This window comes from Xanthomonas sp. NCPPB 901 (assembly GCF_056725085.1).
Genome location: NZ_CM161511.1, coordinates 4,721,892 through 4,745,666 on the forward strand (window position 1 = coordinate 4,721,892; position 23,775 = coordinate 4,745,666).

The following is a 23,775-nucleotide window of genomic DNA, read 5'->3' on the forward strand; positions in this document are numbered from 1 at the left end:
CGCGCCGCCGTTTTCTTTCTTCTCACTTCTCTTTCCAGGATCCGCAGATGATGTCTTCCAATCCGCTCGCCGCTGCCCTCGCCGCCCTCCTGTTCGCCGGCGCCGCGCAGGCCGCGACTCCCACCATCGGCCTGGGCGGCGTGCAGGGCCCGGTGCCGCAATCGGCCAACCCCGGCGACCTGGGCCAGCGCTTCATCGTCAAGACCCGCGACGGCGGCGCCCAGGCGCGCAGCCTGCTCGCCACCACCCTGAGCAGCGCGGTGGCGCGCAGCGGCATGCAGCGCGCGCAGATCAGCGGCAATGGTCTGGCGTTGCGCAGCGCGGTCAGCGCCAAGGTGCTGCGCGACATGGCGGTGCCGGGCTGGCACGTGGTGCAGACCTCGCGCCACCTCAGCGACAGCGAGCGCACCGCCTTCATCAACGAACTGAAGGCCGACCCGTCGGTGGTATCGGTGCAGGTCGACCGCCTGTACCGGCGCCTGGACGAGGCCAGCGTGCGCCTGCCGGCCGCACTCGCGGCCGCCGCCTCCGCCACGCCCAACGACCCGGCCTACGCCCAGCTGCAGTGGAACTTCCACGACCCGGTGGGCGGGGTCAACGCCGAGCAGGGCTGGGCCCGCTCCACCGGCAAGGGCGTGGTGGTGGCGGTGGTCGATACCGGCGTGGTCAAGGACAACCCGGACCTGGCCGCCAACGTGCTGCCCGGCTACGACATGATCACCGACCATCGCGTCTCGCGCCGCGACGCCGACGGCCGCGTGGCCGGCGGCTACGACCTGGGCGACTGGGTCGAGGCCGACTATTGCAACGCGCTGGGCGGGTCAGGCAACGCCGCCGAGCCGAGCTCGTGGCACGGCAGCCACGTCTCCGGCACCATCGCCCAGGTCACCAACAACAACCTGGCCACCGCGGGCCTGGCCTACGACGCCAAGATCGTGCCGGTGCGCGTGCTCGGCTCCTGCGGCGGCTTCGGCAGCGACATCGCCGACGGCATGCTGTGGGCCGCGGGCCTGCCGGTGGCCGGCCTGCCGACCAATCCGAACCCGGCCGAGGTGATCAACATGAGCCTGGGCAGCGGCGGCCCGGACACCTGCCCGCAGCTCTACCAGGACGCGATCGACCAGATCAACGCCAAGGGCACGATCATCGTGGTCGCCGCCGGCAACGCCAACGCCAACGCCGCCACTTACACCATGTCCTCCTGCAACGGCGTGATCAGCGTCGGCGCCTCGCGGGTCAACGGCGGCCGCGCCAGCTACTCCAACTACGGCAGCCGCGTGGACATCGCCGCGCCGGGCGGCGGCGGCGACATCGACGGCAATCCGAACGGCTACATCTTCCAGGTGATCAACGGCGGCACGCAGAGCCCGACCGGCGACTGGCAGATCGGCGGCATGGCCGGCACCTCGATGGCCTCCCCGCACGTGGCCGCGGCGGTGGCGATGGTGCAGAGCGTGGCCAAGACCCCGCTCAGCTGGACCGGCATGCGCGACCTGCTGCGCGCCAGCGCGCGGCCGTTCCCGGTGGCGATCGCCACCACCACGCCGATCGGCGCCGGCATCCTGGACGTGGACATGCTGCTGCAGATGGCGACCACCCCACCCTGCCAGCCGTCGGACAGCAGCTGCGTGCCGCCGACCAAGACCCTGGCCAACAAGGTCGAGATGCGCGGCCTCGGCAGCCAGGGCGGCGATGCGCTATACAGCTTCCAGGCCACGGCCGGCACGGTGGTCAGCTTCATGACCTTCGGCGGCACCGGCAACGTGGCGATGTACGTGTCGGCGGGCAAGACGCCGACCAGCAGCAGCTACGACGCCCGCTCCACCCGCGCCGGCACCACGCAGACGGTGCGCATCACCCCGTCCAGCGCCGGCACCTACTACGTTCGCCTGAGCGGCAGCTACAGCGGCCTGACCGTGGTGGCGCGGCAGTAACCGCGCCTGCGCAGCGCAGCGCCGTCATGGCGCTGCGCCCGATCAGCTCGGCGTCAGTGGCGCGCAAATCCACCCGCCCCGCGTCGCCGTGGCCGCACGCGAGACCGCGCGCGATCGCTAAGAGCGTGCAACGTGACGCGCCGCGCCGAGGCCGTCGCGGCAGGCACCGGACCAGACGTGGCCGCCACCCGCAGCCGTCGCGTCCGGTTATTGCGTGGTCCAGGAGGGGAACCTCTCCAGCGACACTTCGCTGACGACGCAAAACCCATTGCTATCGACGTTGTCGCCGATCACCGGCCCCACATGCACGTTGCGGTTGTTCGCCAGCGCGGTGAGCAGCGTGGCCTGGATTTCCTTGAAAAAGGCATTGTCCCGTTTCAGGATCAGCACGGTTTTCCCGTTGCAGGTCGTGCCGGACGGCAAGGCGACGCCGACGCTCTGGAAGAAGCCACTGGCCACCGAGGTGATCGGGCCGTAGTAGCCGGAGGACCCATTGAGTTCCGTGGCGAACGCCGGAGAGGTCGCCAGTACCGCCAGCCACAGCGCCTTGCATTTCATCAAGTCGATTCCCTGGAAAGATGGAGGCTCCATCCCGAATGCCGACGTCCTGAGCATCGCCCGGCGCGCGAAGTCGGTGTGGGTTCGGCGACGATGATGCCGCATCGGGATGCCGCGCGGCCAGTGCTGGCGCGGCCGCGGACCGCCCCCTGCGGGTCCGCCTCTCGGCGGCGACGGCGACGCTCCGCGGCACGATCGCGGGTGCGCGCGGCGACCACCCGCGCGCATGCCGGGCCGCTCCCCGTCAGCGGCTCTCGCGCAGGAACCGGGCCATCGACGACACCCCCGGCAGCGCCGGCTGGAACTGCCCGGCGACGTCGACGAAGCCGCGCATCACCGCGATCTCGCGCGGGGTGCGGTTCAAGGTATCGCGCAGTTCCGGATCGGCGCCGGCGCGCAGCAGGCGCTGCACCAGCAGCGGCAGGCCGTGCAGTGCGGCCAGGTGCAACGGGCCGAAGCCGCGCGGATCCTGCACTTCCAGGCTGACCTCCTCGTCGAGCAGGCGCTCGACGCCGGCCAGCACCACCGGCTCCTCGCAGGCCGTGCCCGGTTCGGCGCGCGCGCCCAGCAGCAACAGCAGCGGCGTCACCCCGCCGGCGGAAGCGCGGTCGGCCTCGGCGCCGGCCAGCAGCAAGGTGTCCAGCAGCGCCAGCAGGCGCGTCTTGTCGCGCGCGGTGAAGCCGTACAGCGCCGCGCAGTGCAGCGGCGCCAGTTGCTGGGCATCGCCGGCATGCACGTCGGCACCGGCCGCCAGCAGCCGCGCGGCGATGTCCGGCAGGCCCAGCGCGCAGGCCAGCATCAGCACGGTGACCCCGCCCGGCAGGCGGTGTTCGATCTGCGCGCCGGCCTGCAGCAGTGCCGCGACGATCTCGGTCTGGCGCATGCTCACCGCCGCCGACAGCGGCGTGGCGCCGCTGGCCGCGGCGTGCTGCAGGTCGGCGCCGCGCGACAGCAGCAGCTTCACCGCCGCGGCATGGCCGCCGCCGGCGGCGCGCAGCAGCGCGGTGCAGCCCTGCGCGTCCACCGCATCCACCGGCAGGCCCAGGTCGATCAGGCGGCGGATCGCCTCGGCGTCGCCGACCATCGCCGCGGCCGGCACGTCGGCCTCGCGCAGCGGGCGCCGCGGCAGCGGCCAGGTGCGCCAGTCCAGCCAGTCGGCCAGGTCGCGGCGGCCGCTGGCCAGGGCCACGCCCAGCGGGGTCTGGCCGTCGGCGGCGCGCGCGTCCGGCGAGGCACCCTGCTGGATCAGCAGTTTCAGCGAGGCCTCGCGGCCTAGCGCGGCGGCCAGGTGCAGCGCGGTCATGCCATGGCTGTCGCGCGCCTCGCGGTCGGCGCCGCGCTCGAGCAACTGCAGTTGCAGGCGCAGCCAGCCCAGCCGCACCGCCAGCGACAGCGGCGGATCGCCGGCCGGCGATGGCGCGAACGGATCGGCGCCACGCTCGAGCAGTTCCAGGGCGAACTGTTCCAGCGCGCGCGAGGCGTGATCGTGCTGGGCGCAGGCGGCGAGCAGCCGGGTCAGGCCGCCGCGGCCGGCCGGCGACACGCCATGGCGCAGCATCGCCTGCAGGCTGGGCACCGCCTCCACGCCGCGCGAGAGCAGCGCGAACATCGGGGTGTCGCCGCAGGCGTCGAGCACCTCCGGCGCGGCGCCGTGCGCCAGCAGCCAGTCCACCGCCTGCGCGTTCAACGCCAGCGAGGCGTCGTGCAGCAGCGCGCCCAGTTCCTCGGCCGCGCACAGCCGCGCCAGCGCGGCCAGGCCGTCGCGCGGCTGGCCCAGTTGCAGGCCCTCGCGCAGCAGTTCCAGCGGCGGCCGGTCGGGCAGGCCGGCGGGGCCGGTCTCGCCCTGGCCGTCGCTGACCGCGGCCGGCAGCGGATAGTCCGGGTCCAGCGCGGACACGATCGCCCAGCGCCCGGCCTCGGCGGCCAGGTCGACGGCGCGGCGGCCGCTGTGGTCCGGCTGCGCCGGCGCCACGCCCAGCTCCAGCAGGCGCCGGATCAGGCCGGGGGCGACGTGGTCGGCGGTGCAGGCCAGCAGGATCGCGTTGCGGCCGTCGGCGTCGACCGCGGCCAGGTCCGGCTTGTGCGGCAGCAGCCGTTCCAGCACTGCCACGCGGCCGTGGCGGGCGGCTTCCAGCCACGGCGTGCGGCCCAGCGCGTCGCGCGCTTCCAGGTTGGCGCCGGCGCCGAGCAAGGCCTGCACGATCTCCACGTGGCCGGCCTGCGCCGCCTCGTGCAGCGCGCTGCGGCGCTGGCGATCGCGCGCGTCGACCCGCGCCTTGTGCTTGAGCAGCAACTGCACGCCGGCCGGATCGTCTTCCTCGGTGCCGGCCGCGGCCAGCAGCACCGGGCTGGCCTCGGCCGGCTCCGGCTTGGCCCCGCGCTCGAGCAGGAACTTGGCCATGCGCCAGTTGCCGACCTGGCAGGCCACCGCCAGCGGGGTCAGGCCGTCGCGGCTGGCCGCATCCAGTTCGGCGGCGGCGTCGCGCAGCAGCGCGGCCACGCCGGGGTCGGAACTGCGCGCGGCGTGGTGCAGCGGGGTATTGCCGTCGCCGTCGCTGGCGCGCGGGTCGGCGCCGTTGGCGAGCAGGGTCATCACCGCTTCCGGGCGGCCATGCCAGCTGTCGCGGGTGGCGGCCAGCAGCGGGGTCATGCCCAGGTGCGGACGATTGACGTCGACCCCGCGCACGATGAGTTCGCGCAACAGGCGCAGGTCCGGCAGCACCGCCGCCAGCACCGGCAGGCTGCGCTGGTCGCGCCACTCGGCGGCGGGCAGCGCATGCGGATCGGCGCCGGCCTGCAGCAGCTGCAGCGCACGATCCACGCGGCCGCCACGGGCCGCCTCGTACAGCGCCGCATGCAGTTCGTCCTGCGCCGGCGCCGGCTCGTCCGCGTGCGGCGCGGCGCTGAGTTCGGCGAACAGGTCGGCGGAGGACACCGGCGGGGTCAGCGTCTGCGGCGGCGCCACCCGTTGCAGGCCGGCATGCAGCAACGGCGACAGCAGCGCGTAGGCCAACGCCAGCGGCCAGCGCGCGGCGTCGGCGAGCAGCCCCGGCCAGGCCAGCACCACGCCGAGCCCGGCCAGCACCAGCACCAGCGCCGCCACCGCCAGCCCGCGCCAGGCCTGCACGTCCTGCTGCGCCAGCGCGTGCCAGCGCGCGCCCAACGCGCCGCCCTGGCAATCGCTGGCGTGCCACAGCGGCCAGGTCCGCCACAGGCCGAGCAGCGCGGCGCTGGCGGCCACGCTCAGCGCCAATGCGGCGGCCAGGCTGCCGCTGTCGTGCAGCGCCGCCAGCGGCCAGGCCACCAGCACCGCGACCAGCGCCATGCCGCCGGCCCACAGCACCAGCAGCGGCGCCACCGCGCCGACCAGCTCGCGCGCCGCGCGCGGACGCGGCCGGCTGCCGCGCTGCCAGGACAGCGCCAGCGCGAACGCCGGTTGCGCCAGCCAGGCGCCCAGCGCCGCGGCCAGCGGGCCGAATCCGGCGGCCAGCGCCAGCACCGCGCCGAGCGCGGCGGCGAGCATCGGCGCACGCGCGCGGAGAAAGGAGTCAGTCATCGTGTCGATCGGTGGTGCCGGGCAGAGACGGCGGCAATTGCAGATGGAAGCCGCAGCCGGCGAGGTTGGCGCGCACCGCGGCCGGATCGGCGCGGGCCAGCGTGCGTTCGGCGGTCAACGCCACCTCGAGCACGAACGCCAGCGGCTGCAGCGACGCCAGCAACGCCGGCGGCAAACGGCCGAAGTCGTCGCGGGCGGCGAGATACAGATAGGTGTCCGGCTTGCGTTGGCTTTTGTAGACGTAGGCTTGCATGCCCGTGGCGTGCGCCTGGCGTGGAAAGGCAAGCGATTGTGGAGGAAATGCGCCAGCGGCGAAAGCGCACGCCGGCCCCGCGCTGAACGGATCCAGGGCAAGCGCGCCATTCACGTTGGCGTTGCGGGTGTTTCACGGCATGACCGAATGCGTCGATATACTGCGGCAATTGCCCTTGTATGGAATACCGCGTGACCGAAGCGTCCTCGTCGCCCCGCATGGCCCCGGTGGCCATCCGTGCCTACACCGCGACCAACGCGCTCGGCAGCGGACTGCAAGCCCAGGCCACGGCGCTGCGCGAGGGCCGCAGCGGCCTGCGCCGCAACGATTTCGGTCCGCAACCGCTGCAATGCTGGATCGGCCGGGTGGACGCGCTGGAAACCGCCGCGCTGCCGCCGGCGCTGGCCGCGTGGGAATGCCGCAACAACCGCCTGGCCTGGCTGGCGCTGCAGCAGGACGGCATGGCCGACGCCGTGGCCGCCGCGGCGCAACGGCATGGCGCCGACCGGGTGGCGGTGGTGATGGGCACCTCCACCTCCAGCATCGGCGCCAGCGAGGAGGGCTACACCCGGCTCGATCATGACGCGGACGGCCCGCGCCTGCCCGCCGATCTGGACCGCCCGATCGTGCACACCCCACATTCGCTGGGCGATTTCGTGCGCGCGGCCACCGGCCTGCGCGGCCCGTGCATCACCGTCGCCACCGCCTGCTCGTCCAGCGCCAAGGTGTTCGCCCAGGCGGCGCGGCTGATCGCCGCCGGCGTGGTCGATGCGGCGCTGGTCGGCGGCGTGGACACGCTGTGCGGCAGCGTGCTGTTCGGCTTCAACTCGCTGCAGGTGGTGTCGCCGGAACCGTGCCGGCCGTTCGACGCGCGCCGGGTCGGGCTGTCGCTGGGCGAGGCCGGCGGCTACGCGCTGCTGGAACGCCCCGATGCCGCCGATGCGCCGCCGGCGCAGGCGCTGCTGTGCGGCTACGGCGAGTCCAGCGATGCGCACCACATGTCCGCACCGCATCCGCAAGGCCTGGGCGCCGGCCTGGCGATGCGCGGCGCACTGCAGCGCGCCGGCGTCGACCCGGCCGAGGTCGGCTATCTGAACCTGCACGGCACCGCGACCCCGGCCAACGACAGCGTCGAGGCCGCCGCGGTGGCGGCGCTGTTCCCGCCGACCCTGCACGCCAGTTCGACCAAGGCCTGGACCGGGCACACGCTCGGCGCCGCCGGCATCGTCGAGTCGGTGTTCGCGCTGCTGGCGCTGCGCGACGGCCTGCTTCCCGGCACCCTCAACAGCGAACTGCCCGATCCCGCCTGCGGCCCGCAGATCCGTTTCGCCACCGCCCATGCACAGGTCCGCTACGCGATGAACAACTCCTTCGGCTTCGGCGGCAACAACTGCTCGCTGCTGTTCGGCCGCGCATGAGCACGCCCATGCTGCGCGCGACGATCGAAGGCATCGGCTTCTGGGCGCCCGGGCTGCCCTCGTGGACCGTGGCGCAGGCGTTCGCCCGCGGCGAGAGCGCACTGCTGGAGACGCCGGCACGGCCCTCGCCGCAACTGCTGGCGCCGAACGAACGCCGCCGCGCGCCGGACACGGTGGCGGTGTCGCTGGACGCGGCGCTGGCCGCCTGCCAGGACGCCGGCCGCGACCCGGCCACGCTGCCGTCGGTGTTCACCTCCACCCACGGCGACCTGGCGATCACCGACTACATGTGCACCACCCTGGCCAGCGAACCGCTGTCGGTCTCGCCGACCAAGTTCCACAACTCGGTGCACAACGCCGCCGCCGGCTACTGGACCATCGGCGCCGGCGCCACCGCCGCGGCGACCGCGATCAGCGCGCACTCGGGCAGCTTCGCGCAGGGCCTGCTGGAAGCGCTGTCGCAACTGGCCGCGGGCGAAGACGCGGTGCTGCTGGTCGGCTACGACAGCCGCTCGGTCGGCGCGCTGGGCCGCATCGCGCGCAGCGAAGGCCTGCTCGGCGGTGCGCTGGTGCTGAGCGCGGGCGCACGCGACGGCAAGCCGCAACTCCAGGTGCAACTGCGCGACGGCAACGCGCCGGTCGGCGATGGCGCGCTGGCGCAGCATGCCGCGGGCAACGCGATGGCGCCGATGCTGCCGCTGTTCGACGCGCTGGCGCTGGGCGGCAGCGGCTGCGTGCTCGACGCCGGCGGCGGCCGCTGCCTGCAGGTGGAGCTGCGCGCATGAGCCGCACGCCGCTGACCGCCGCCGACGCCGCGATCCTGATTCCGGCCCTGAACGAACGGCTGCGCATCCGCGAGGTGGTCAGCGCCGCGCTGGCGCACTGCCCGCGGGTGATCGTGGTCGACGACGGCTCCGACGACGGCACCAGCGACTGCATCGCCGACCTGCCGGTGACCCTGCTGCGTCACCCGCAGCGCCGCGGCAAGGGCGCCGCGCTGCGCAGCGGCTTCGCCGAGGCGCAGCGCCAGGGCGCGCGCGCGGTGATGACCATGGACGGCGACGGCCAGCACAGCGCCGCCGACTTCCCGCGGCTGCTGGCCGCGGCCAACCGCCATCCCGGCTGCGTGATCGTCGGCGCGCGCCTGCGCAAGCGCGCCAGCCAGCCGCCGATCCGCCGCATCGGCAACGATTTCGGCGACTGGGGCATCGCCTGGGGCTGCGGCTTCCGCCTGGTCGACAGCCAGAGCGGCCAGCGCCTGTACCCGCAGTCGGTCTACACCCTGCCCGACGTGCCCGGCGAAGGCTTCGTGTTCGAGGCGCAGCTGCTGATCTCGGCCGCACGCCAGGCCGGCGCACGGGTGGTGGCGGTGCCGATCGAGACCCGCTATGCCAACCAGACCCCCGGCAGCTTCCGCAAGAGCCACTTCCGCCTGGTGCGCGATCTGTGGAAGATCACCTCGCACGTGATCGTGCAGGTGTGGACCTACGGGCACGTGGTGCGCGAGTACCGGCGCACCCGCGCCAACCCGGTGCTGATCGACGACGCCGACGGCACCCTCGACCCGGCGCCCCTGGCCGTCGGCAAGGAAAAGACGACATGAACGCAGCGCAGGCGGATGTGGCGATTCTGGGCGGCGGACTGGCCGGACTGACCCTGGCGCTGCAGTTGCGCCAGCGCGACCCGCAGCTGCGCATCCGCGTGCTGGAACGGCGCGCGCACCCGGTGCGCGAAGCCGCGTTCAAGGTCGGCGAATCCTCGGTGGAGATCGGCGCGCACTATTTTTCCGAGGTGCTGGGCCTGCGCGAGCACCTGGATGCCGAGCAGATCCGCAAGTTCGGCTTCCGCTTCTTCTTTTCCGACGGGCGCACGGACATCGACCAGTGCACCGAGCTGGGGGTGAGCCAGTTGCTGCCCACCCCGTCGTGGCAGATCGACCGCGGCCGCTTCGAGAACTTTCTCGGCGAACGCGCGCGCGCCCTCGGCGTGGAGTTCCTCGACGGCAGCACGGTGCGCGGCGTCGACCTGGCCGAGGACGCCGGCGACCACTGCGTGCGCTACAGCCGCGACGGCGCCGACGCCCACCTGCAGGCGCGCTGGGTGATCGACGCCAGCGGCCGCGCCGGCCTGCTCAAGCGCAAGCTCGGCCTGGCGCAGGACAACGCGCACCAGGCCAACGCGGTGTGGTGGCGGGTGGACGGGCTGGTCGATCCCAACGGCTGGTCGCAGGACAGCGCCTGGCTGCAGCGCTGCACGCCACCGGACCGCTGGCGCTCGACCAACCACATGTGCGGCCCCGGCTACTGGTTCTGGCTGATCCCGCTGTCCTCCGGCGCGCATTCGCTGGGCATCGTCTGCGATGCCGCCCTGCATCCGCTGGAGACCATGAACACCCACGCCAAGGCGATGGACTGGCTGCGCACGCACCAGCCGCAGGTGGCCAGCACGCTGGAGCGCAGCGAGCACACGGTGCAGGACTTCCTGTTCCTGCGCGACTTCTCCTACGGCTGCAAGCAGGTGTTCTCGGCGCAGCGCTGGGCGCTGACCGGCGAGGCCGGGGTGTTCCTGGACCCGTTCTACTCGCCGGGCAGCGACTTCATCGCCATCAGCAACACCTACATCTGCGAACTGATCGGCCGCGAGCGCGCCGGACGCGACATCGCCCCCTACGCCGAGCTGTACCAGCAGCTGTATTTCTCGTTCTACGAGAACACCCTGACCCTGTACCAGGACCAGTACCCGCTGTTCGGCGACGCCCAGGTAATGCCGGTCAAGGTGATCTGGGACTACACCTACTACTGGTCGCTGCTGGCGCCGCTGTACTGCACCGACCGCATCGCCGACCTGGCGGTGCTGGGCCGGCTGCGGCCGGTGTTGCAGCAGGCCAGCGCGCTCAACCTGGGCATGCAGGCGCTGCTGCGCGACTGGGGCGCGGCCAACCGCGCGCAGGCCGCGGCGGTGGCCGACGGACGCCTGCTGGACCAGTACCTGATCGGCTGGTTCCACGAGCTCAACCGCGCCCTGGGCGACCGGCTCGACGACGCCGCCTTCGTCGCCCGCCTGCACGGCAATGTCGCGCGCATGGCGGAACTGGCCGGGGAGATCCTGGCGCGCGCCCGCCAGCGGCATCCCGCGCTGGCCGACCACGGCCTGCTGGACGCCTGCCGCGGCGTGCCGATCCCGGCGCCGGTGCTGTCGCCGGCCTGGTACGCGGACGCCGCCTGAACCGCGCGCAGGGCCATGCCGCCCTGCAACAACGCATGCGCCGCGCGCCGCCGCGACGCGCCATGCAACGCCGTTATTGTGCGATATAAATCACAATGGGCGAATATCGCCCACGCATCCGCGTTTTCGCACGAACCGCGGTTGACGCCTCGCGCTACCGGCGCGAAACAGGCCCGCCGTGCCCGGCGCGCCCTTCAGGAGAACTGCATGCACTCCACGCTGCTCGCATTGGCCCTGCCCCTGGCCGCTCTGGCCGCGACCTCCACCGCGCATGCGCAGCCGACCGAACGCGCGCCGGCCACGCCGGCACCGCTGCAACAGTCGTGCGAGGCGTTGGCGAGCCGGCTCGTCTATCCCGGCACCCGCTTCACCGCGGTGCACAGCGTGGCCGCCGGCGCCCTGCAGGTGGGCGGCCAGCCGATCGGCGCGCACTGCCAGATCACCGGCCTGATGCACGAACGCGTCGGCACGGACGGCCAGGCCTATGCGATCGGCTTCGAGATGCGCCTGCCGGCCGCATGGAACGGGCGCTTCTTCTACCAGGCCAACGGCGGCCTGGACGGCAACGTGGTTCCCGCGCTCGGCGACATCGGCGGCGGCGGTCAGCGCGACAACCCGCTGCGCATGGGCTTTGCGGTGATCAGTTCCGACGCCGGGCACAGCAACGCGCAGAACCCGCTGTTCGGCCGCGACCCGCAGGCGCGGCTGGACTACGGCTACCAGGCGGTGCAGGCACTGACCCCGATGGCCAAGCGCGTGGTGCAGATCGCCTACGGCAAGGCGCCGGACTACAGCTACTTCGGCGGCTGCTCCAACGGCGGTCGCCACGGCATGGTCGCCGCCGCGCGCGACGCGCAGGACTACGACGGCATCCTGGTCGGCGATCCCGGCTTCCACCTGCCCAAGGCGGCGATCGCGGACCTGGCCGCGGCCCAGCAGCTGGCGGCGCTGGCCGGCGGCAACGACACGCGCAGCGGCCTGACCGCCGCCGAGCGCAGCCTGGTGGCCGAGCGCATCGTCGCCACCTGCGATGCGCTGGACGGCGTGCGCGACGGCATGGTGCAGGACGTGCTCGCCTGCCAGCGCCGCTTCGACCTGAACCGCGACGTCGCCACCTGCGGCAGCGCCGGGCGCACCGGCCAATGCCTGACCCCGGCGCAGAAGCGCGCGCTCGGCGCGATCCACGCCGGCGTGCGCAACAGCGCCGGCACGCCGCTGTACGCGCCCTTCCCCTACGACCCGGGCATCGCCAGCGGCGACTGGGCCGGCTGGCGGCAGGACGCCTCGCTGACCCTGGTGCCCGGATCGGTGGCCTTCGGCTTCGTCACCCCGCCGGAGGATCCGGCGGTACTGCAGGACCTGAAGCGGTACGCGCTGCAGTTCGACATGGACCGCGACGCGCCGAAGATCTTCGCCACGGCCGGCGCCTTTGGCGAGTCCGCCTGGTCGTACATGACCCCGCCGAACGAGACCCAGCTGACCACGCTGAAGGCGCGCGGCGGCAAGCTGCTGATCTACCACGGCACCGGCGACGGCATCTTCTCCTTCGCCGACACCGCGGCCTGGTACGACCGCCTGCGCACGGCCGATGCCGACGCCGCCAGCTACGCGCGCCTGTTCGCGGTACCGGCGATGGCCCATTGCGCCGGCGGACCGGCCACCGACCAGTTCGATGCGCTGACCCCGCTGGTCGCCTGGGTCGAGCAGGGCCAGGCGCCGACCGCGATCGTCGCCAACGCACGCGGCAGCGGCAGCGCCGCGCCCAACAACGAGGTGCCGGCCAGTTGGAGCAGCCAGCGCAGCCGTCCGCTGTGTCCGTATCCGCAGGTGGCGCGCTACGTCGGCGGCGACGTGGAGGCGGCGTCCAGCTTCGTCTGCCGCTGAGCGCCGGCCACCGTTGCGCCGCCGGCGTGGCGACGCAACGGCCGCGTCGTTTTCGAGGCGGTCAGCCCATGCCGCCGTTGATGCCGATGACCTGGCCGTTGATGTAGGCGGCCGCGTCCGAGCACAGGAAGGCGACCAGCGCGGCCACTTCCTCCGGCTTGCCCGGGCGCCCGGCCGGGACCATCTGCTTGATCGCCTCCGGCGGGAACGCGCTCTCGGCCATCGCGCCCTGGATCACCCCGGGCGCGACCACGTTGACGCTGATGCCGCGGCTGGCCATTTCCCGCGCCAGCGAGATGCTGGCGCCGTGCAGCGCGGCCTTGGCCGCGGCGTAGTTGGTCTGCCCGCGATTGCCCAGCACCGCCGCCACCGAGGACAGGCTGACGATGCGGCCCCAGCGCGTGCGCGCCATCGGCAGTAGCAGCGGCTGGGTGACATGGAAGAAGCCGTGCAGCGAGACGTCGATGACCGAGTGCCACTGCGCCGCGGTCATGCCCGCCATCGGCGCGTCGTCGTGGATGCCGGCGTTGTTGACCAGCACCTGGATCGGGCCGGCCTCCAGCAGCGTCGCCAGCGCCTGCGCGCTGGCGTCGGCATCGGCCACGTCGAACGCCACCGCCTCGGCGCTGCCGCCGGCGGCGACGATCGCCTCCACCACCGCCGCGGCCCGCGCGAGGTTGGCGTTGCCATGCACGATCACGTGCAGGCCCTGCGCAGCCAGGGCGTGGCAGATCGCGCCACCGAGATCGCCGCTGCCGCCGGTGACCAGGGCGCGGCGCGGTGCGGGGGATGCAGACATCGGAACTCCTCGGTCGCAATTGAAGATTGGCCGTCATCCTAACGGTTCATCCACGCCCTCGAATGCGCGTCGCGACGGAAGGGCTCCTCCAATAAACACAGGAAGCATTTTGTAGGAGCGGCTTCAGCCGCGACAGGCGTGACCAGGAGCGCCTGTCGCGGCTGAAGCCGCTCCTACAGGACAACCTGGACCCGGCTCGCGTATGGCGAACGCAAGTGATGAAAGCTGCCCTGAAGCTGCTCCTGCACAGACCAGTCGGGCCGCTACGCTGCGCCCAGCATCACCGTGACACGGGCCTCGGCCAGCAGCTGCCCGACGTGCACGATGCGGATACAAGAAGTTGCACTGCGTTGCCTGAGTGCACTGTGGGAGGGACTTCAGTCCCGACGCCTTCCAAGGTCGGGGACTCGGCAGGCTGCGTTCATCGCGACTGCAGGGCAGTCGACTCCTACCGCTGTCATGCCGCGCCCAGCATCACCGTGGCGCGGCCCTCGGCCAGCAGCTGCCCGGCGTGCACGATGCGGATACAAGAAGTAGCACTGCGTTGCCTGAGTGCACTGTGGGAGGGACTTCAGTCCCGACGCCTTCCAAGGCCGGGAACTCGGCAGGCTGCGTTCATCGCGACTGCAGGGCAGTCGACTCCTACCGCTGTCATGCCGCGCCCAGCATCACCGTGGCGCGGCCCTCGGCCAGCAGCTGCCCGGCGTGCACGATGCGGATACAAGAAGTTGCACTGCGTTGCCTGAGTGCACTGTGGGAGGGACTTCAGTCCCGACGCCTTCCAAGGTTGGTGACTCGGCAGACTGCGTTCATCGCGACTGCGGGGCAGTCGACTCCTACCGCTGTCATGCCGCGCCCAGCATCACCGTGGCGCGGCCCTCGGCCAGCAGCTGCCCGGCGTGCGTGATGCGGAACGCGTACTGCTGGCTGTCCTCGGCCTGCAGCAGCACCTCGGCCTCGCCCTCGATCGGCCCGGCCAGGTCCTGCAGTTCGCTGACGTGCAACTGCACCGCGCGCAGCGCCACCAGCATGCCCGGCCGCACCGGCGTGCCCGCGGCGCGGCCGAGCAGGCCGCCGTGCACCGCCATCGCCTGCGCGCCGTACTCGCACAGGTGCAGCGCGCGCAGGCGCCCGTCGCTGCGCAGCGGATGCTCGGCCTGGCGATGCGCGCCGCTGCGCAGCAGCACGCGCTGCGCGTCCCACGCCACCACCTCTTCCCACAAGCACATCAGGCCCTGGTGCGGGACCAGCGCGGCGATGGCGTCGCGTCCGTGCAAGCGTTCAGTGTGCATGGCGGCTCTCCTCGGCTTCGCTGGCGGTCTCGCGCGAAATCAGCAGCGCCAGCACGAAATTGAACAACACGCCCAGCGCCACGGTGCTGCCGATCGCGCGCAATACCGGGATGCTGGAGGCGGCCAGCAGCGCGAACACCAGCAGGGTCATCAGGCTGCACACGATCAGCGCATGCAGGGTGCGCAACTGGTCGGCGCGGTCGTCGCCGGCGTGGTCGAAGAACAGCGCGTAGTCCAGGCCCAGGCCGGCGGCCAGGATCAACGCAATCAGGTGGAACAGGTTCAGTTCGACCCCGCATCCGCGCAGGATCGCCAGGATCAGCAGCGTGGTCAGCGCCATCGGCAGCAGCACGCGCACGATCCGCCGCGGCGTGCGCAGCGCGATCGCCACGGTCAACGCCAGCAGCACCGCGGCCACGCCCAGCGCGGCGAGCACGCGGCCGCGGTAGGCGGCGACCAGCGATTCGGAGGCGTCCTTCAGGTCCAGCAGTTGCGCGCCGGTTCCTTGCACCGCGCGCGCCAGCTGCGCCGGATCGCGCAGTCCGCTCAGCGACACCAGCGCCGTGGCACGGTCCGGGCGCTCCAGCAGCAGGCCGCCGACGGTGGTCGCCAGCGGCGTGCCGTGCAGGTCGCGCGCGGTCAGCAGCGGCGCACTGCGCGCGGCCTGCAGGTCGGCCAGGAACGGCGCGAAGGCGTCGGCGCGGAACGGCGTGGCGGCGACCGCCGCGGCGGTGATCGCCTGCGCCTGCGCCGGATCCGGCAAGGCGGCCTGGCGCCGGCGCTGGGTGGCGGCGCTGGGCAGGTAGCGCGCGGCCATGTCGTAACCGGCCAGTGCGCCCTGCGCCACCAGCGCGTCCAGGCGCGGGCGCAGGCGTTCGGACGCGGCCAGCGCGGCATCGGCGGACGCGGCCGGCAGGGCCAGCACGTAGCGCACGTCCGGCGCACCCAGTTCCTGGCGCAGGTGCGCGTCGCGGGCCAGGCCTTCGGCCGGCACCGGGGTCAGCTTGGACAGGTCGTTCTGCCAGAACGGCCCCGGTGCGAAGACGATGACCGCCGCCGCCAGCAGCGCGAGCGGCAGCAGCGACCAGCGCGGCCGCGGCAGCCGCGCGATGCCGCGCCACAGCCGCTCCAGCAGCGGCGAGTCGGCATGGTCGCGCGGCGAGGGATCGATCAGCGCCGGCAACAGCAGGCGCGTGGTCAACGCCGCCACCAGCAGGCCGGCGATGGTGAACACCGCCAACTGGCGCAGGCCGTCCACCCCGGAGAACAGGAAGGTGACGTAGGCGATGCAGGTGGAGACCACGCCCGTGGCCAGGGTCGGCCACAGGTGGCGCGCGTTCTCGCGCGGGTCCAGGCCCGGACGCTGGTGGCTGAACAGGTGGATCGGATAGTCCTGGACCACGCCGATCAGGGTGAAGCCGAACGCCACGGTGATGCCGTGCACGCCGTCGAACAGCAGCGCCACCGCGCCGAGCCCGGCCAGGCCGGCGCTGGCCAGCGGCAGCACGCCCAGCACCGGGATCTTCCAGCTGCGGTAGGCCACCAGCAGCAACACGATCAGCCCCACCGTATCCAGGGTGCCGATCCACTGCGCCTCGTTCTGGGTGCGTCCGCCGATCTCCACCGAGAACGCGCCGGGGCCGGTCAACGTCAGCTTGCTGCGGGTGCCGGCGCTGACCTTGGCGAAGGCGGCATGGATCGCGTCCACCGCACGCTGCTGGCCGGTGGGGTCGAAACCGGCGGCGCGGGTCTGCGCCACCAGCAGCGCGTCCTTGCCGGCGCGGTCGAACCAGACCCCGTCGCGCTGCTGCGGGCCGCCGGCCGGCTGCAGGCGCTCGGCCAGGTGCAGCACCTCCAGGGTCGGATCGCGCGGCAGCAGCGGCTCCACCATCGCCGCCGCCGGCGAGCCCAGGTCCTGCAGCCGCGCCTGCAGCGCATCGCGCAGGGTCGGCGTATCCAGCGGCTTGGCGTCGAAGCTGTCGCTGAGCAGGTAGCGGTACGGCAGCAGGCGCTCGGGGATCGCGTCCAGGCCGGCGTCGGCGCCGTTGGCGACCAGCTCGAACACGTCGCGCTGCGCCGCCAGCGCGGCATGCAGCGCCTGCGATTGCTGCGCCAGCGTGGCCGGATCGGCCCCGGACAACGACATCAGCAGCAGCCGCGAGCCGGGGCCTTCGCCGAGTTCGTCGAGTAGGAGCTTTTGGGCGGGGGTGCGGGCTTCCGGCATGAACTTGCGCAAGTCCCCCGACACCTGCAACGCATTGCCCAGCCAGATCCCGGCCACGGTCAGCACGGCCAGCCACAGCAGCGCCAGCGAGATGCGCATCTTCGAACTCAGTTGGCGTGTCACTACCGCCGCTCCCCCAACGCCCATCCGTTCAGACCCGGGGCCGCGGGCGCGGCATCGGGCATGACTGACCGCCGCCTGCCACCACGGGCCGGCATGAACTTGCGCAAGTCACCCGACACCTGCAACGCATTGCCCAGCCGGATCCCGGCCACGGTCAGCACGGCCAGCCACAGCAGCGCCAGCGAGATGCGCATCTTCGAACCGAGGGCACGCCTCATCGCGCTGTCCCTGCGTACCGTTCAGCGGCCGCACGCGCACCCGTCAGGCCGGCAGCGTGCTGCCGGCACCCGTCGCCGCGCGCGGGGGTCACACCGCGTCGCCGTGGCACAGTGCGGTCAGCGCGGCGCCGTCGGCGAGGGCGCCGGCGGCCTGCGCCGCGCCGGCCAGCAGGGTGCGCTGGACCTCGCCCTTGGCCGGGGTGGTCTCGATGCAGCGCAGTTCGGCGCCGCGGCCGTACAGGCGCAGGCTGCGCACGTGCGCGGCCATGGCCGGGTCCTTGGGCTGCAACTCCAGCTGCCAGCGCTCGCGGGTGCCGGCGCTGCTGATGGTGTACTGCTGCTGCAGCAGCACGCGGTCGCCGGACAGCAGCGCGCCGAAGCCGCTCTGCAGGCCGGCCAGTTCCGGCACGCGCGCCAGCGAGAAACGCCGCGGCGGCTTGCCGTCGCGTTCCAGCGTGGCCTCGCCACCGCGCAGGGTGGTGGTCTCGTGGTACGGCGCGGTGACCTCGCGCACCAGGGTCTGCGCGTCCGGGCGGCGGTATTGGCCCTGCACCCGCAGCGGCGTCTTCAGCAGCGCCGAGCCGCGCAGTTCGACGAAGGCGGTGCTGACCGGCGCCGGCCGCGCCAGCTTCTGCAGGATCCAGTCGGCGTCCGGTGCCTCAGGCGATGCGGCGCTCAGCGGTGCGGCGCTGCACAGCAGTATCAGCATCCACGGCAAGGTGCGGCGCATCGGCATGGCGGTTGTTCCAGAAGTCGTAGAAGTTGAACCAGTTGTAGGGCGCGGAGCGGGTGTAATGCTCCAGCCTGGCGGCGTAATCGCGGATGAGCGCGGCCAGCACCGGCGCGCGCTGCCGGCGCGGCAGGTCCAGGCCTTCGCTGAAGGTCTCGAACACCAGCTGGTAGCGGTTGCCGCCGCGGTACAGGCCGAACGCCAGCACCACCGGCACCTTGAGCGCGGCGGCGATCAGCCACGGCGAGGTCGGGAACAGCGCGCCCTGGCCGATGAACGCCGCCGGCAGCGCCGGGTCCTCCGGGCGCGGCCGGTCCACCAGCAGTGCGACCAGCGCGCCCTCGTCGGTGGCCTGCTTGATCGCCATGACGATCGAGGTGCTGTCCATGCCGGCGTCGATGATGTTGGCCGCCAGCTGCGGGTTCAGCGCGCCCAGCAACTCGGTCATCGCCGGGTTGTGCGCCTTGTCCAGCACCACCTTGACCTGCACGTCCGGACGCTCGGTGGCCAGCACCCGCAGCGCGTCGAAGCTGCCCAGGTGCGAGCCGAAGATCAGCACGCCGCGGCCGCGGTCCATCTGCGTGTGCAACTGGTCCAGGCCCTGGACCTGCACCCGGAACCGGTGCATCTGCCCGCACAGCATGAACACCCGGTCGAGGATGGTCGCGGCGAAGGTGTGGATGTGCCGGGCCACCTCCAGCAGGGTGGCCGGGCGGTCGAACACACGGCTCAGGTAATGCCGCGAATCGCGCCGCTCCGGGCCGCGCACCAGCAGGAAGTACAACGTGATCGGGTACAGCAGCAGGCGCCCGACGGCGCGGCCGCCGTGGCGGGCGATGCCGCGAATCAGCCACAGGGCGAAGCGGCCGCCGCCTTCCGGGCGATGCTTCCAGCCGGCGCTCACGGCGCGGCCTCGGCGTTCAGCTCGCCGCTCACCAGCAGGTCCTCGCCGCGCAGCACGCGGAAACGCCAGCGCGGCGCGGCGCCGTCCAGCTCCACCCGTGCCGGCTGCCCGGGCAGCAGCGGCTGCAGGAACTTCACCTGCGGCAGGCGCAGCGGCGCGCGCGCGCCGTGCGCCGCCTCGACGGCCTGCAGCACGTGGTCCAGCACCACGACGCCGGGCACCACCGGGCGGCCCGGGAAGTGGCCCGGCAGGCTGGGATGATCATGCGGGACGACGAAATGCATACGGGCGACTCATATCCTGGGTTCGAGCATGGCACGGACGGCCTGGTGCGCGCGCTGGGTCACTTCCTGGCGGTTCAGCGGGCCGTCCTCGCCGTTCACCGGGATCGGCGTGCCGATCCGCACCCGGATGACGCCGGGCCGGACCCGGAACAGGCTGGTCGGCGGCAACACCTTGCCCGCCCCGTCCAGCGCCACCGGCACCACGTCCACCCCGGCGTCGATCGCGGCCTGCAGCAGCCCGGCCTTGAACTCGGCCAGCGCGCCGCTGCGGCTGCGGGTGCCTTCCGGGAACAGGCACAGATCCTCGCCGCGGCGCAGCAGCGCCGCCGCCGCGCGCCGCATCATCGCCCCGGCGCGGCGGCTGTCGCGGTCCAGGAACAACATGCCGGTCGCGCGCGCATACCAGTTCACGAACGGCACCTTCAGCATCTCGTCCTTGAGCAGGAAGCGCAGCGGCACCGGCAGCGCCACGAACAGCGCGCAGATGTCGATGATCGACTGGTGGTTGCTGACGAACAGGTGGTTGCGCGACCAGTCGACCCGCTCGCGGCCCTCCACCTGCAGCCGCGCCCCGGCGCCGAACAGCAGCACCGGCGCCCAGAATCGCGCGCCCATGCGCAACGGCAGCCGCGGCCCGGTCAGCCGCAGCAGCACCAGCGCGACGACGATGCCCAGCGCGGTATGCGCCAGGGTGAACAGCAGCTGCAGGGCGTTGTACATGGCCCAGGCCATGCGCGAGGGCATCCCTGCCTGCGGCAACTTGCGGTTTTCCTTGATGATCTGCACGACCCTGCATCCCCTGCAATACGCGCGTCAGCGCAGTAGATCGCGCCAAAAAACCGGCCCCAGCCGCGCCAACTGGTGCAGGAAGTCGGGCAGATTACGGTAGGGACGCTGCGGAAACCAGCGCCCGCGCAACAGGTACTCGCCGACGAAGAAGCCGCCGATGACCCCGTAGCCGAGCAGATTGGCGAACAGCGAGGCGCGCGCATCGCTGATCGGCAACGGCGCGGCCAGGCCCAGTTGCGCCAGCACGCCGCTGGGCTGGGCGCATAGCGCCAGCACCAGGTTGAGCAGGGTCAGCCCGACCAGCAGCAGGGTCCAGGCCAGGGTCAGGCGCTGGGTGTAGCGCCGCTGCGCCGGGCTGATCGGCATGCCGGCCTGCCGGTACAGGGCCTCGACGATGCGGGTGATCAGCGGCGTGCGCCCGCGCTGCAGGCTGCGCCCGAAGAACCAGGCCACCCAGGCGGTGAACAGCACCGGCGGGGCGGCCAGCAGCAGCAGGGCGTGCGGCGAGCGCCACAGCGGCACCAGCGCCGCCGTCGCGGCGATGGCCAGCGCCCAGGCCCAGGGCCGCCAGCGCGCCATCGGCTCCACCAGCACCATCAGCACCAGCGCCGCGCCGGCCAGCACCGCCAGGTCCGGGCGGTGCGCGGCATTGGCCCAATGCGCCAGCGGCGAGTAGGCCAGCGCCAGCAGCACGCCCAGGGCCAGCGCCCAGGGCGCGGCGTCGGCCCGCTCAGCTGGTCTTGTTGGCTTCGACATGCGCCGACAGCGCGCGCAGCGAGGCGAAGATGCGGCGGTTCTCGTCGTTGTCCGAGCGCAGCTGGAAGCCATAGCGCTTGCTGATCGCCAGCGCCAGTTCCAGGGCGTCGATCGAGTCCAGCCCCAGGCCGGTGTTGAACAGCGGCGCCTCCGGATCGATGTCGCCGGGCTGGACGTCTTCCAGGTTCAGGCTCTCGACCAGCAGCTCGGCCAGTTCACGTTCGGCGGCGGTTTGCGAAGACATCCAGGGGCTTCCAGGCGAAAGGACGGGTGCGACAAGATGGTGCATCGGACGCTGCGGCGCAACCATGCGCCCGCGAACAGCACGCTATCATGCCGTTTCGCCCCGCCGTTGCGCCGCAGGTTCCCTCAGGATGACGTCCCCCGCTGTTGCTCCCCTCCCCCCCACCGTAAACGCCGCCGCGGCAGAAACGCCCGACGTGCTGGTGATCGGCGGAGGGCCGGCCGGCTGCGCGGCGGCGATCGTCCTGGCCCAGCGCGGCTGGCGGGTGACGGTGCTGGAGAAGGACCACCATCCGCGCTTCCACATCGGCGAATCGCTGCTGCCGATGAACATGCCGATCCTGCAGCGGCTGGGCGTGCTCGAGCAGGTGCGGGCGATCGGCGTGCTCAAGCTCGGCGCCGACTTCCCCAACGACGCCGGCGGCTACAACACCTTCCGCTTCGCGCATGCGCTGGGCGCGCAGTCCGACTTCGCGCTGCAGGTGCCGCGCGCCGACTTCGACCGCGTGCTGTGCGCGCATGCGCGCGCGGTCGGCGCCGACGTGCACGAGGGCGTGCGGGTCGAGGCGGTGCAATTGGACGGCGAGGCGCCCACCGTGCAGGCGCGCAGCGCCGAGGGCGTGCGCCACTACCGGCCGCGCTACCTGATCGACGCCAGCGGCCGCGACACCTTCCTCGGCAACAAGCTCAAGCTCAAGCGCGCCAACCCGCGGCACCAGTCGGCGGCGCTGTTCAGCCATTTCCGCGGCGTGGCGCGGCGCCCGGGCGAGGACGCCGGCAACATCAGCATCTACCGCCACGCGCACGGCTGGATGTGGCTGATCCCGCTGCCCGACGACGTGATGAGCGTGGGCGCGGTGTGCGACCCGCAGTACATGAAGACCCGCCAGGGCTGCGACAGCGAGGCATTCCTGCTGCGCACCCTGGCGCTGAATCCGGACGTGGTGGCGCGCATGGCCGGCGCGCAGCGTGTGGCGCCGGTGCACGCCACCGGCAACTACGCCTACGAATGCACCCGCATGAGCGGGCCGCGCTGGCTGATGCTCGGCGACGCCTACGCCTTCGTCGACCCGATGTTCTCCTCCGGCGTGTACCTGGCCATGCACAGCGCCGAGCGCGGCGCGGCCATGGTCGATGCGGCGCTGCGCGACCCGGCCAGCGAGGCGCGGCTGCAGCGGCGCCTGGAGCGGCACCTGCGCGGCGGCCTGGACGAGTTCAAGTGGTTCATCTACCGCTTCACCTCGCCGACCATGCGCGAGCTGTTCGCGCAGCCGCGCAACGTGCTGCAGGTGGAACAGGCGGTCGTGGCGATGCTGGCCGGCGACGTCTTCGACAACCGCGCGGTGCTGCGCCGCCTGCGGGTATTCCGCGCCATCTATGCGCTGTCGGCGGTGGCGATGCTGCCGCGGGCATGGCGCGCCTGGCGCCACCGCCGCCGCCAGGCCCGCGAACAGTTCCACGGCGACACCTTGCACGGAGATACACCATGAGCCGCCCGCACCTGCAGTTTCCGCACCACACGCAGGGCCATCCGCAGTTGCAGGTGGACTACGTCGCCGAGACCGATCCCGGCCAGCTGCTGGGCGAGGACCAGGTGCTGGCGGTGTTCGGCTTCGGCGAGACCGCGCCCTACCACGACGACCCGCGCTACCTGCGCGTGCCGCTGCAGCCGCACGGCCCGCGCATGCTCGAGGTATGGCGCACCGACGCCCCGGTGCATAGCGGCCGCGACGGCGCCATCGCCTGGGCCAGCGACGGCCGCCTGCAGTTCGGCGTGATCGAGATCGACGAGCGCCAGGTGGACCTGGACATCGAGGAAGCCGCCGCGCTCGCCTACGCGCAGATCACCGCCTTCGTGTCCGGCAGCGCTACGCCACGCCTGCTGCGCATCTGGAACTACCTCGACGCGATCACCCTGGGCAGCGGCGATCGCGAACGCTACCGGCGCTTCTGCGTCGGCCGCGCGCGCGGGCTGGGCGAGTTCGACGCCACCCAATTGCCGGCGGCCACCGCGGTTGGCCGCTGCGACGACGCGCGGGTGATGCAGATCTACTGGCTGGCCGCCGCGCAGGCCGGCACGCCGTTGGAGAACCCGCGCCAGGTCAGCGCCTACCGCTACCCGCGCCAGTACGGCCCGCAGCCGCCCAGCTTCGCCCGCGCCATGCTGCCGCCGGCCGGCAGCGACATGCCGCTGCTGCTGTCGGGCACCGCCAGCGTGGTCGGCCACGCCTCCATGCACCAGGGCCAGCTGCTGGCGCAGTTGGAAGAGACCTTCGCCAACTTCGACGCCCTGCTGGCGGCAGCGCGCAGCCACGCTCCGGACCTGCCGCCGCAATTCGGCGACGGCACCCGCCTGAAGGTCTACGTGCGCGAACCCGACGACCTGCCGCTGGTCGCCTCCGCCCTGGACGCCCGCTTCGGCGACCGCGTCCCGCGCCTGCTGCTGCACGCGGTGATCTGCCGCGACGAGCTGGCGGTGGAGATCGACGGCGTGCATGGCTGAGGCCGCGCTACGGCGCATGCCACGCTGCACGTCGGCGTAGGAGCGGCTTCAGCCGCGACCGGGCCCTCCTGGGAATGCCGTC

General features: G+C 72.6%; 21 protein-coding genes. 8 read left to right on the top strand and 13 right to left on the bottom strand.

What is annotated here, in order from left to right; all coding sequences use genetic code 11:
• Positions 1 to 47: 47 nt before the first annotated feature.
• The gene (locus tag AC1PME_RS20125) at positions 48 to 1,934 is read left to right on the top strand and encodes a S8 family serine peptidase (RefSeq protein WP_481096825.1); all 1,887 of its coding nucleotides are present in this window, start codon (positions 48 to 50) and stop codon (positions 1,932 to 1,934) included.
• A gap of 207 nt (positions 1,935 to 2,141) precedes the next feature.
• Here AC1PME_RS20125 and AC1PME_RS20130 read toward each other — a convergent pair whose 3' ends face one another.
• From AC1PME_RS20130 to AC1PME_RS20140, 3 genes are all read right to left on the bottom strand, one after another.
• The gene (locus tag AC1PME_RS20130; RefSeq protein ID WP_481096826.1) at positions 2,142 to 2,492 is read right to left on the bottom strand and encodes a hypothetical protein; all 351 of its coding nucleotides are present in this window, start codon (positions 2,490 to 2,492) and stop codon (positions 2,142 to 2,144) included.
• A gap of 244 nt (positions 2,493 to 2,736) precedes the next feature.
• Complete coding sequence (locus tag AC1PME_RS20135) at positions 2,737 to 6,048, bottom strand: ankyrin repeat domain-containing protein (RefSeq protein WP_481096827.1); 3,312 nt, start codon at positions 6,046 to 6,048, stop codon at positions 2,737 to 2,739.
• Positions 6,041 to 6,301 carry a YcgL domain-containing protein gene (locus AC1PME_RS20140; protein WP_017909431.1) on the bottom strand — a complete coding sequence of 87 codons (261 nt, stop codon included), beginning with the start codon at positions 6,299 to 6,301 and terminating at the stop codon, positions 6,041 to 6,043. The genes AC1PME_RS20135 and AC1PME_RS20140 overlap by 8 nt, the downstream gene beginning before the upstream one ends.
• Positions 6,302 to 6,519: 218 nt before the next feature.
• Between AC1PME_RS20140 and AC1PME_RS20145 the strand changes: the two genes are divergently transcribed.
• The 5 genes from AC1PME_RS20145 to AC1PME_RS20165 all read left to right on the top strand — a co-directional run bounded on the left by AC1PME_RS20145 (position 6,520) and on the right by AC1PME_RS20165 (position 12,828).
• Complete coding sequence (locus AC1PME_RS20145; RefSeq protein WP_481098160.1) at positions 6,520 to 7,719, top strand: beta-ketoacyl-[acyl-carrier-protein] synthase family protein; 1,200 nt, start codon at positions 6,520 to 6,522, stop codon at positions 7,717 to 7,719.
• A gap of 8 nt (positions 7,720 to 7,727) precedes the next feature.
• Positions 7,728 to 8,504, top strand: a complete 777-nt coding sequence (locus AC1PME_RS20150; protein ID WP_481098161.1) for a beta-ketoacyl synthase chain length factor — start codon at positions 7,728 to 7,730, stop codon at positions 8,502 to 8,504.
• Positions 8,501 to 9,322: a glycosyltransferase family 2 protein gene (locus AC1PME_RS20155; RefSeq protein ID WP_307547180.1), complete on the top strand. Its 822-nt coding sequence runs from the start codon at positions 8,501 to 8,503 to the stop codon at positions 9,320 to 9,322. The genes AC1PME_RS20150 and AC1PME_RS20155 overlap by 4 nt, the downstream gene beginning before the upstream one ends.
• The gene (locus tag AC1PME_RS20160) at positions 9,319 to 10,944 is read left to right on the top strand and encodes an NAD(P)/FAD-dependent oxidoreductase (protein WP_481096828.1); all 1,626 of its coding nucleotides are present in this window, start codon (positions 9,319 to 9,321) and stop codon (positions 10,942 to 10,944) included. Before AC1PME_RS20155 ends, AC1PME_RS20160 begins: the two co-directional genes overlap by 4 nt.
• 207 nt (positions 10,945 to 11,151) lie before the next feature.
• A complete protein-coding gene (locus AC1PME_RS20165) occupies positions 11,152 to 12,828 on the top strand; it encodes a tannase/feruloyl esterase family alpha/beta hydrolase (RefSeq protein WP_481096829.1) in 1,677 nt (558 codons plus the stop codon).
• A gap of 61 nt (positions 12,829 to 12,889) precedes the next feature.
• On the opposite strand, the gene fabG is transcribed toward AC1PME_RS20165, so the two are convergent.
• From fabG to xanC, 10 genes are all read right to left on the bottom strand, one after another.
• A complete protein-coding gene (fabG, locus tag AC1PME_RS20170) occupies positions 12,890 to 13,627 on the bottom strand; it encodes a 3-oxoacyl-ACP reductase FabG (RefSeq protein WP_481096830.1) in 738 nt (245 codons plus the stop codon).
• An 845-nt stretch (positions 13,628 to 14,472) separates the two neighbouring features.
• On the bottom strand, positions 14,473 to 14,904 hold the full coding sequence (locus AC1PME_RS20175) for a hotdog family protein (protein ID WP_430543989.1): 432 nt from the start codon (positions 14,902 to 14,904) through the stop codon (positions 14,473 to 14,475).
• A gap of 4 nt (positions 14,905 to 14,908) precedes the next feature.
• A complete protein-coding gene (locus AC1PME_RS20180) occupies positions 14,909 to 17,242 on the bottom strand; it encodes an MMPL family transporter (protein ID WP_481098162.1) in 2,334 nt (777 codons plus the stop codon).
• Positions 17,243 to 17,265: 23 nt separating this feature from the next.
• Positions 17,266 to 17,484 carry a hypothetical protein gene (locus AC1PME_RS20185; protein ID WP_254459576.1) on the bottom strand — a complete coding sequence of 73 codons (219 nt, stop codon included), beginning with the start codon at positions 17,482 to 17,484 and terminating at the stop codon, positions 17,266 to 17,268.
• Positions 17,485 to 17,572: 88 nt separating this feature from the next.
• A complete protein-coding gene (locus AC1PME_RS20190) occupies positions 17,573 to 18,220 on the bottom strand; it encodes a LolA-related protein (protein WP_481096831.1) in 648 nt (215 codons plus the stop codon).
• Positions 18,144 to 19,118, bottom strand: coding sequence for an LpxL/LpxP family acyltransferase (locus AC1PME_RS20195; protein ID WP_254459577.1), 975 nt, complete (start codon positions 19,116 to 19,118; stop codon positions 18,144 to 18,146). The genes AC1PME_RS20190 and AC1PME_RS20195 overlap by 77 nt, the downstream gene beginning before the upstream one ends.
• Positions 19,115 to 19,402, bottom strand: a complete 288-nt coding sequence (locus tag AC1PME_RS20200; protein ID WP_048491109.1) for an ApeI family dehydratase — start codon at positions 19,400 to 19,402, stop codon at positions 19,115 to 19,117. Before AC1PME_RS20200 ends, AC1PME_RS20195 begins: the two co-directional genes overlap by 4 nt.
• Positions 19,403 to 19,411: 9 nt before the next feature.
• A complete protein-coding gene (locus AC1PME_RS20205) occupies positions 19,412 to 20,161 on the bottom strand; it encodes a lysophospholipid acyltransferase family protein (RefSeq protein ID WP_254461492.1) in 750 nt (249 codons plus the stop codon).
• A 54-nt stretch (positions 20,162 to 20,215) separates the two neighbouring features.
• Positions 20,216 to 20,947 (bottom strand): COG4648 family protein, encoded by a 732-nt coding sequence (locus AC1PME_RS20210; RefSeq protein WP_254459578.1) that lies wholly within the window; start codon positions 20,945 to 20,947, stop codon positions 20,216 to 20,218.
• Entirely contained in the window at positions 20,922 to 21,191 is a 270-nt protein-coding gene (xanC, locus tag AC1PME_RS20215) for a xanthomonadin biosynthesis acyl carrier protein XanC (RefSeq protein ID WP_003470209.1), read from the bottom strand. Before xanC ends, AC1PME_RS20210 begins: the two co-directional genes overlap by 26 nt.
• 130 nt (positions 21,192 to 21,321) lie before the next feature.
• Between xanC and AC1PME_RS20220 the strand changes: the two genes are divergently transcribed.
• Both AC1PME_RS20220 and AC1PME_RS20225 read left to right on the top strand, forming a co-directional pair.
• Positions 21,322 to 22,680, top strand: coding sequence for an NAD(P)/FAD-dependent oxidoreductase (locus AC1PME_RS20220; protein WP_307547209.1), 1,359 nt, complete (start codon positions 21,322 to 21,324; stop codon positions 22,678 to 22,680).
• The gene (locus AC1PME_RS20225) at positions 22,677 to 23,693 is read left to right on the top strand and encodes a chorismate transformation FkbO/Hyg5 family protein (RefSeq protein WP_481096832.1); all 1,017 of its coding nucleotides are present in this window, start codon (positions 22,677 to 22,679) and stop codon (positions 23,691 to 23,693) included. The genes AC1PME_RS20220 and AC1PME_RS20225 overlap by 4 nt, the downstream gene beginning before the upstream one ends.
• Positions 23,694 to 23,775: the final 82 nt, after the last annotated feature.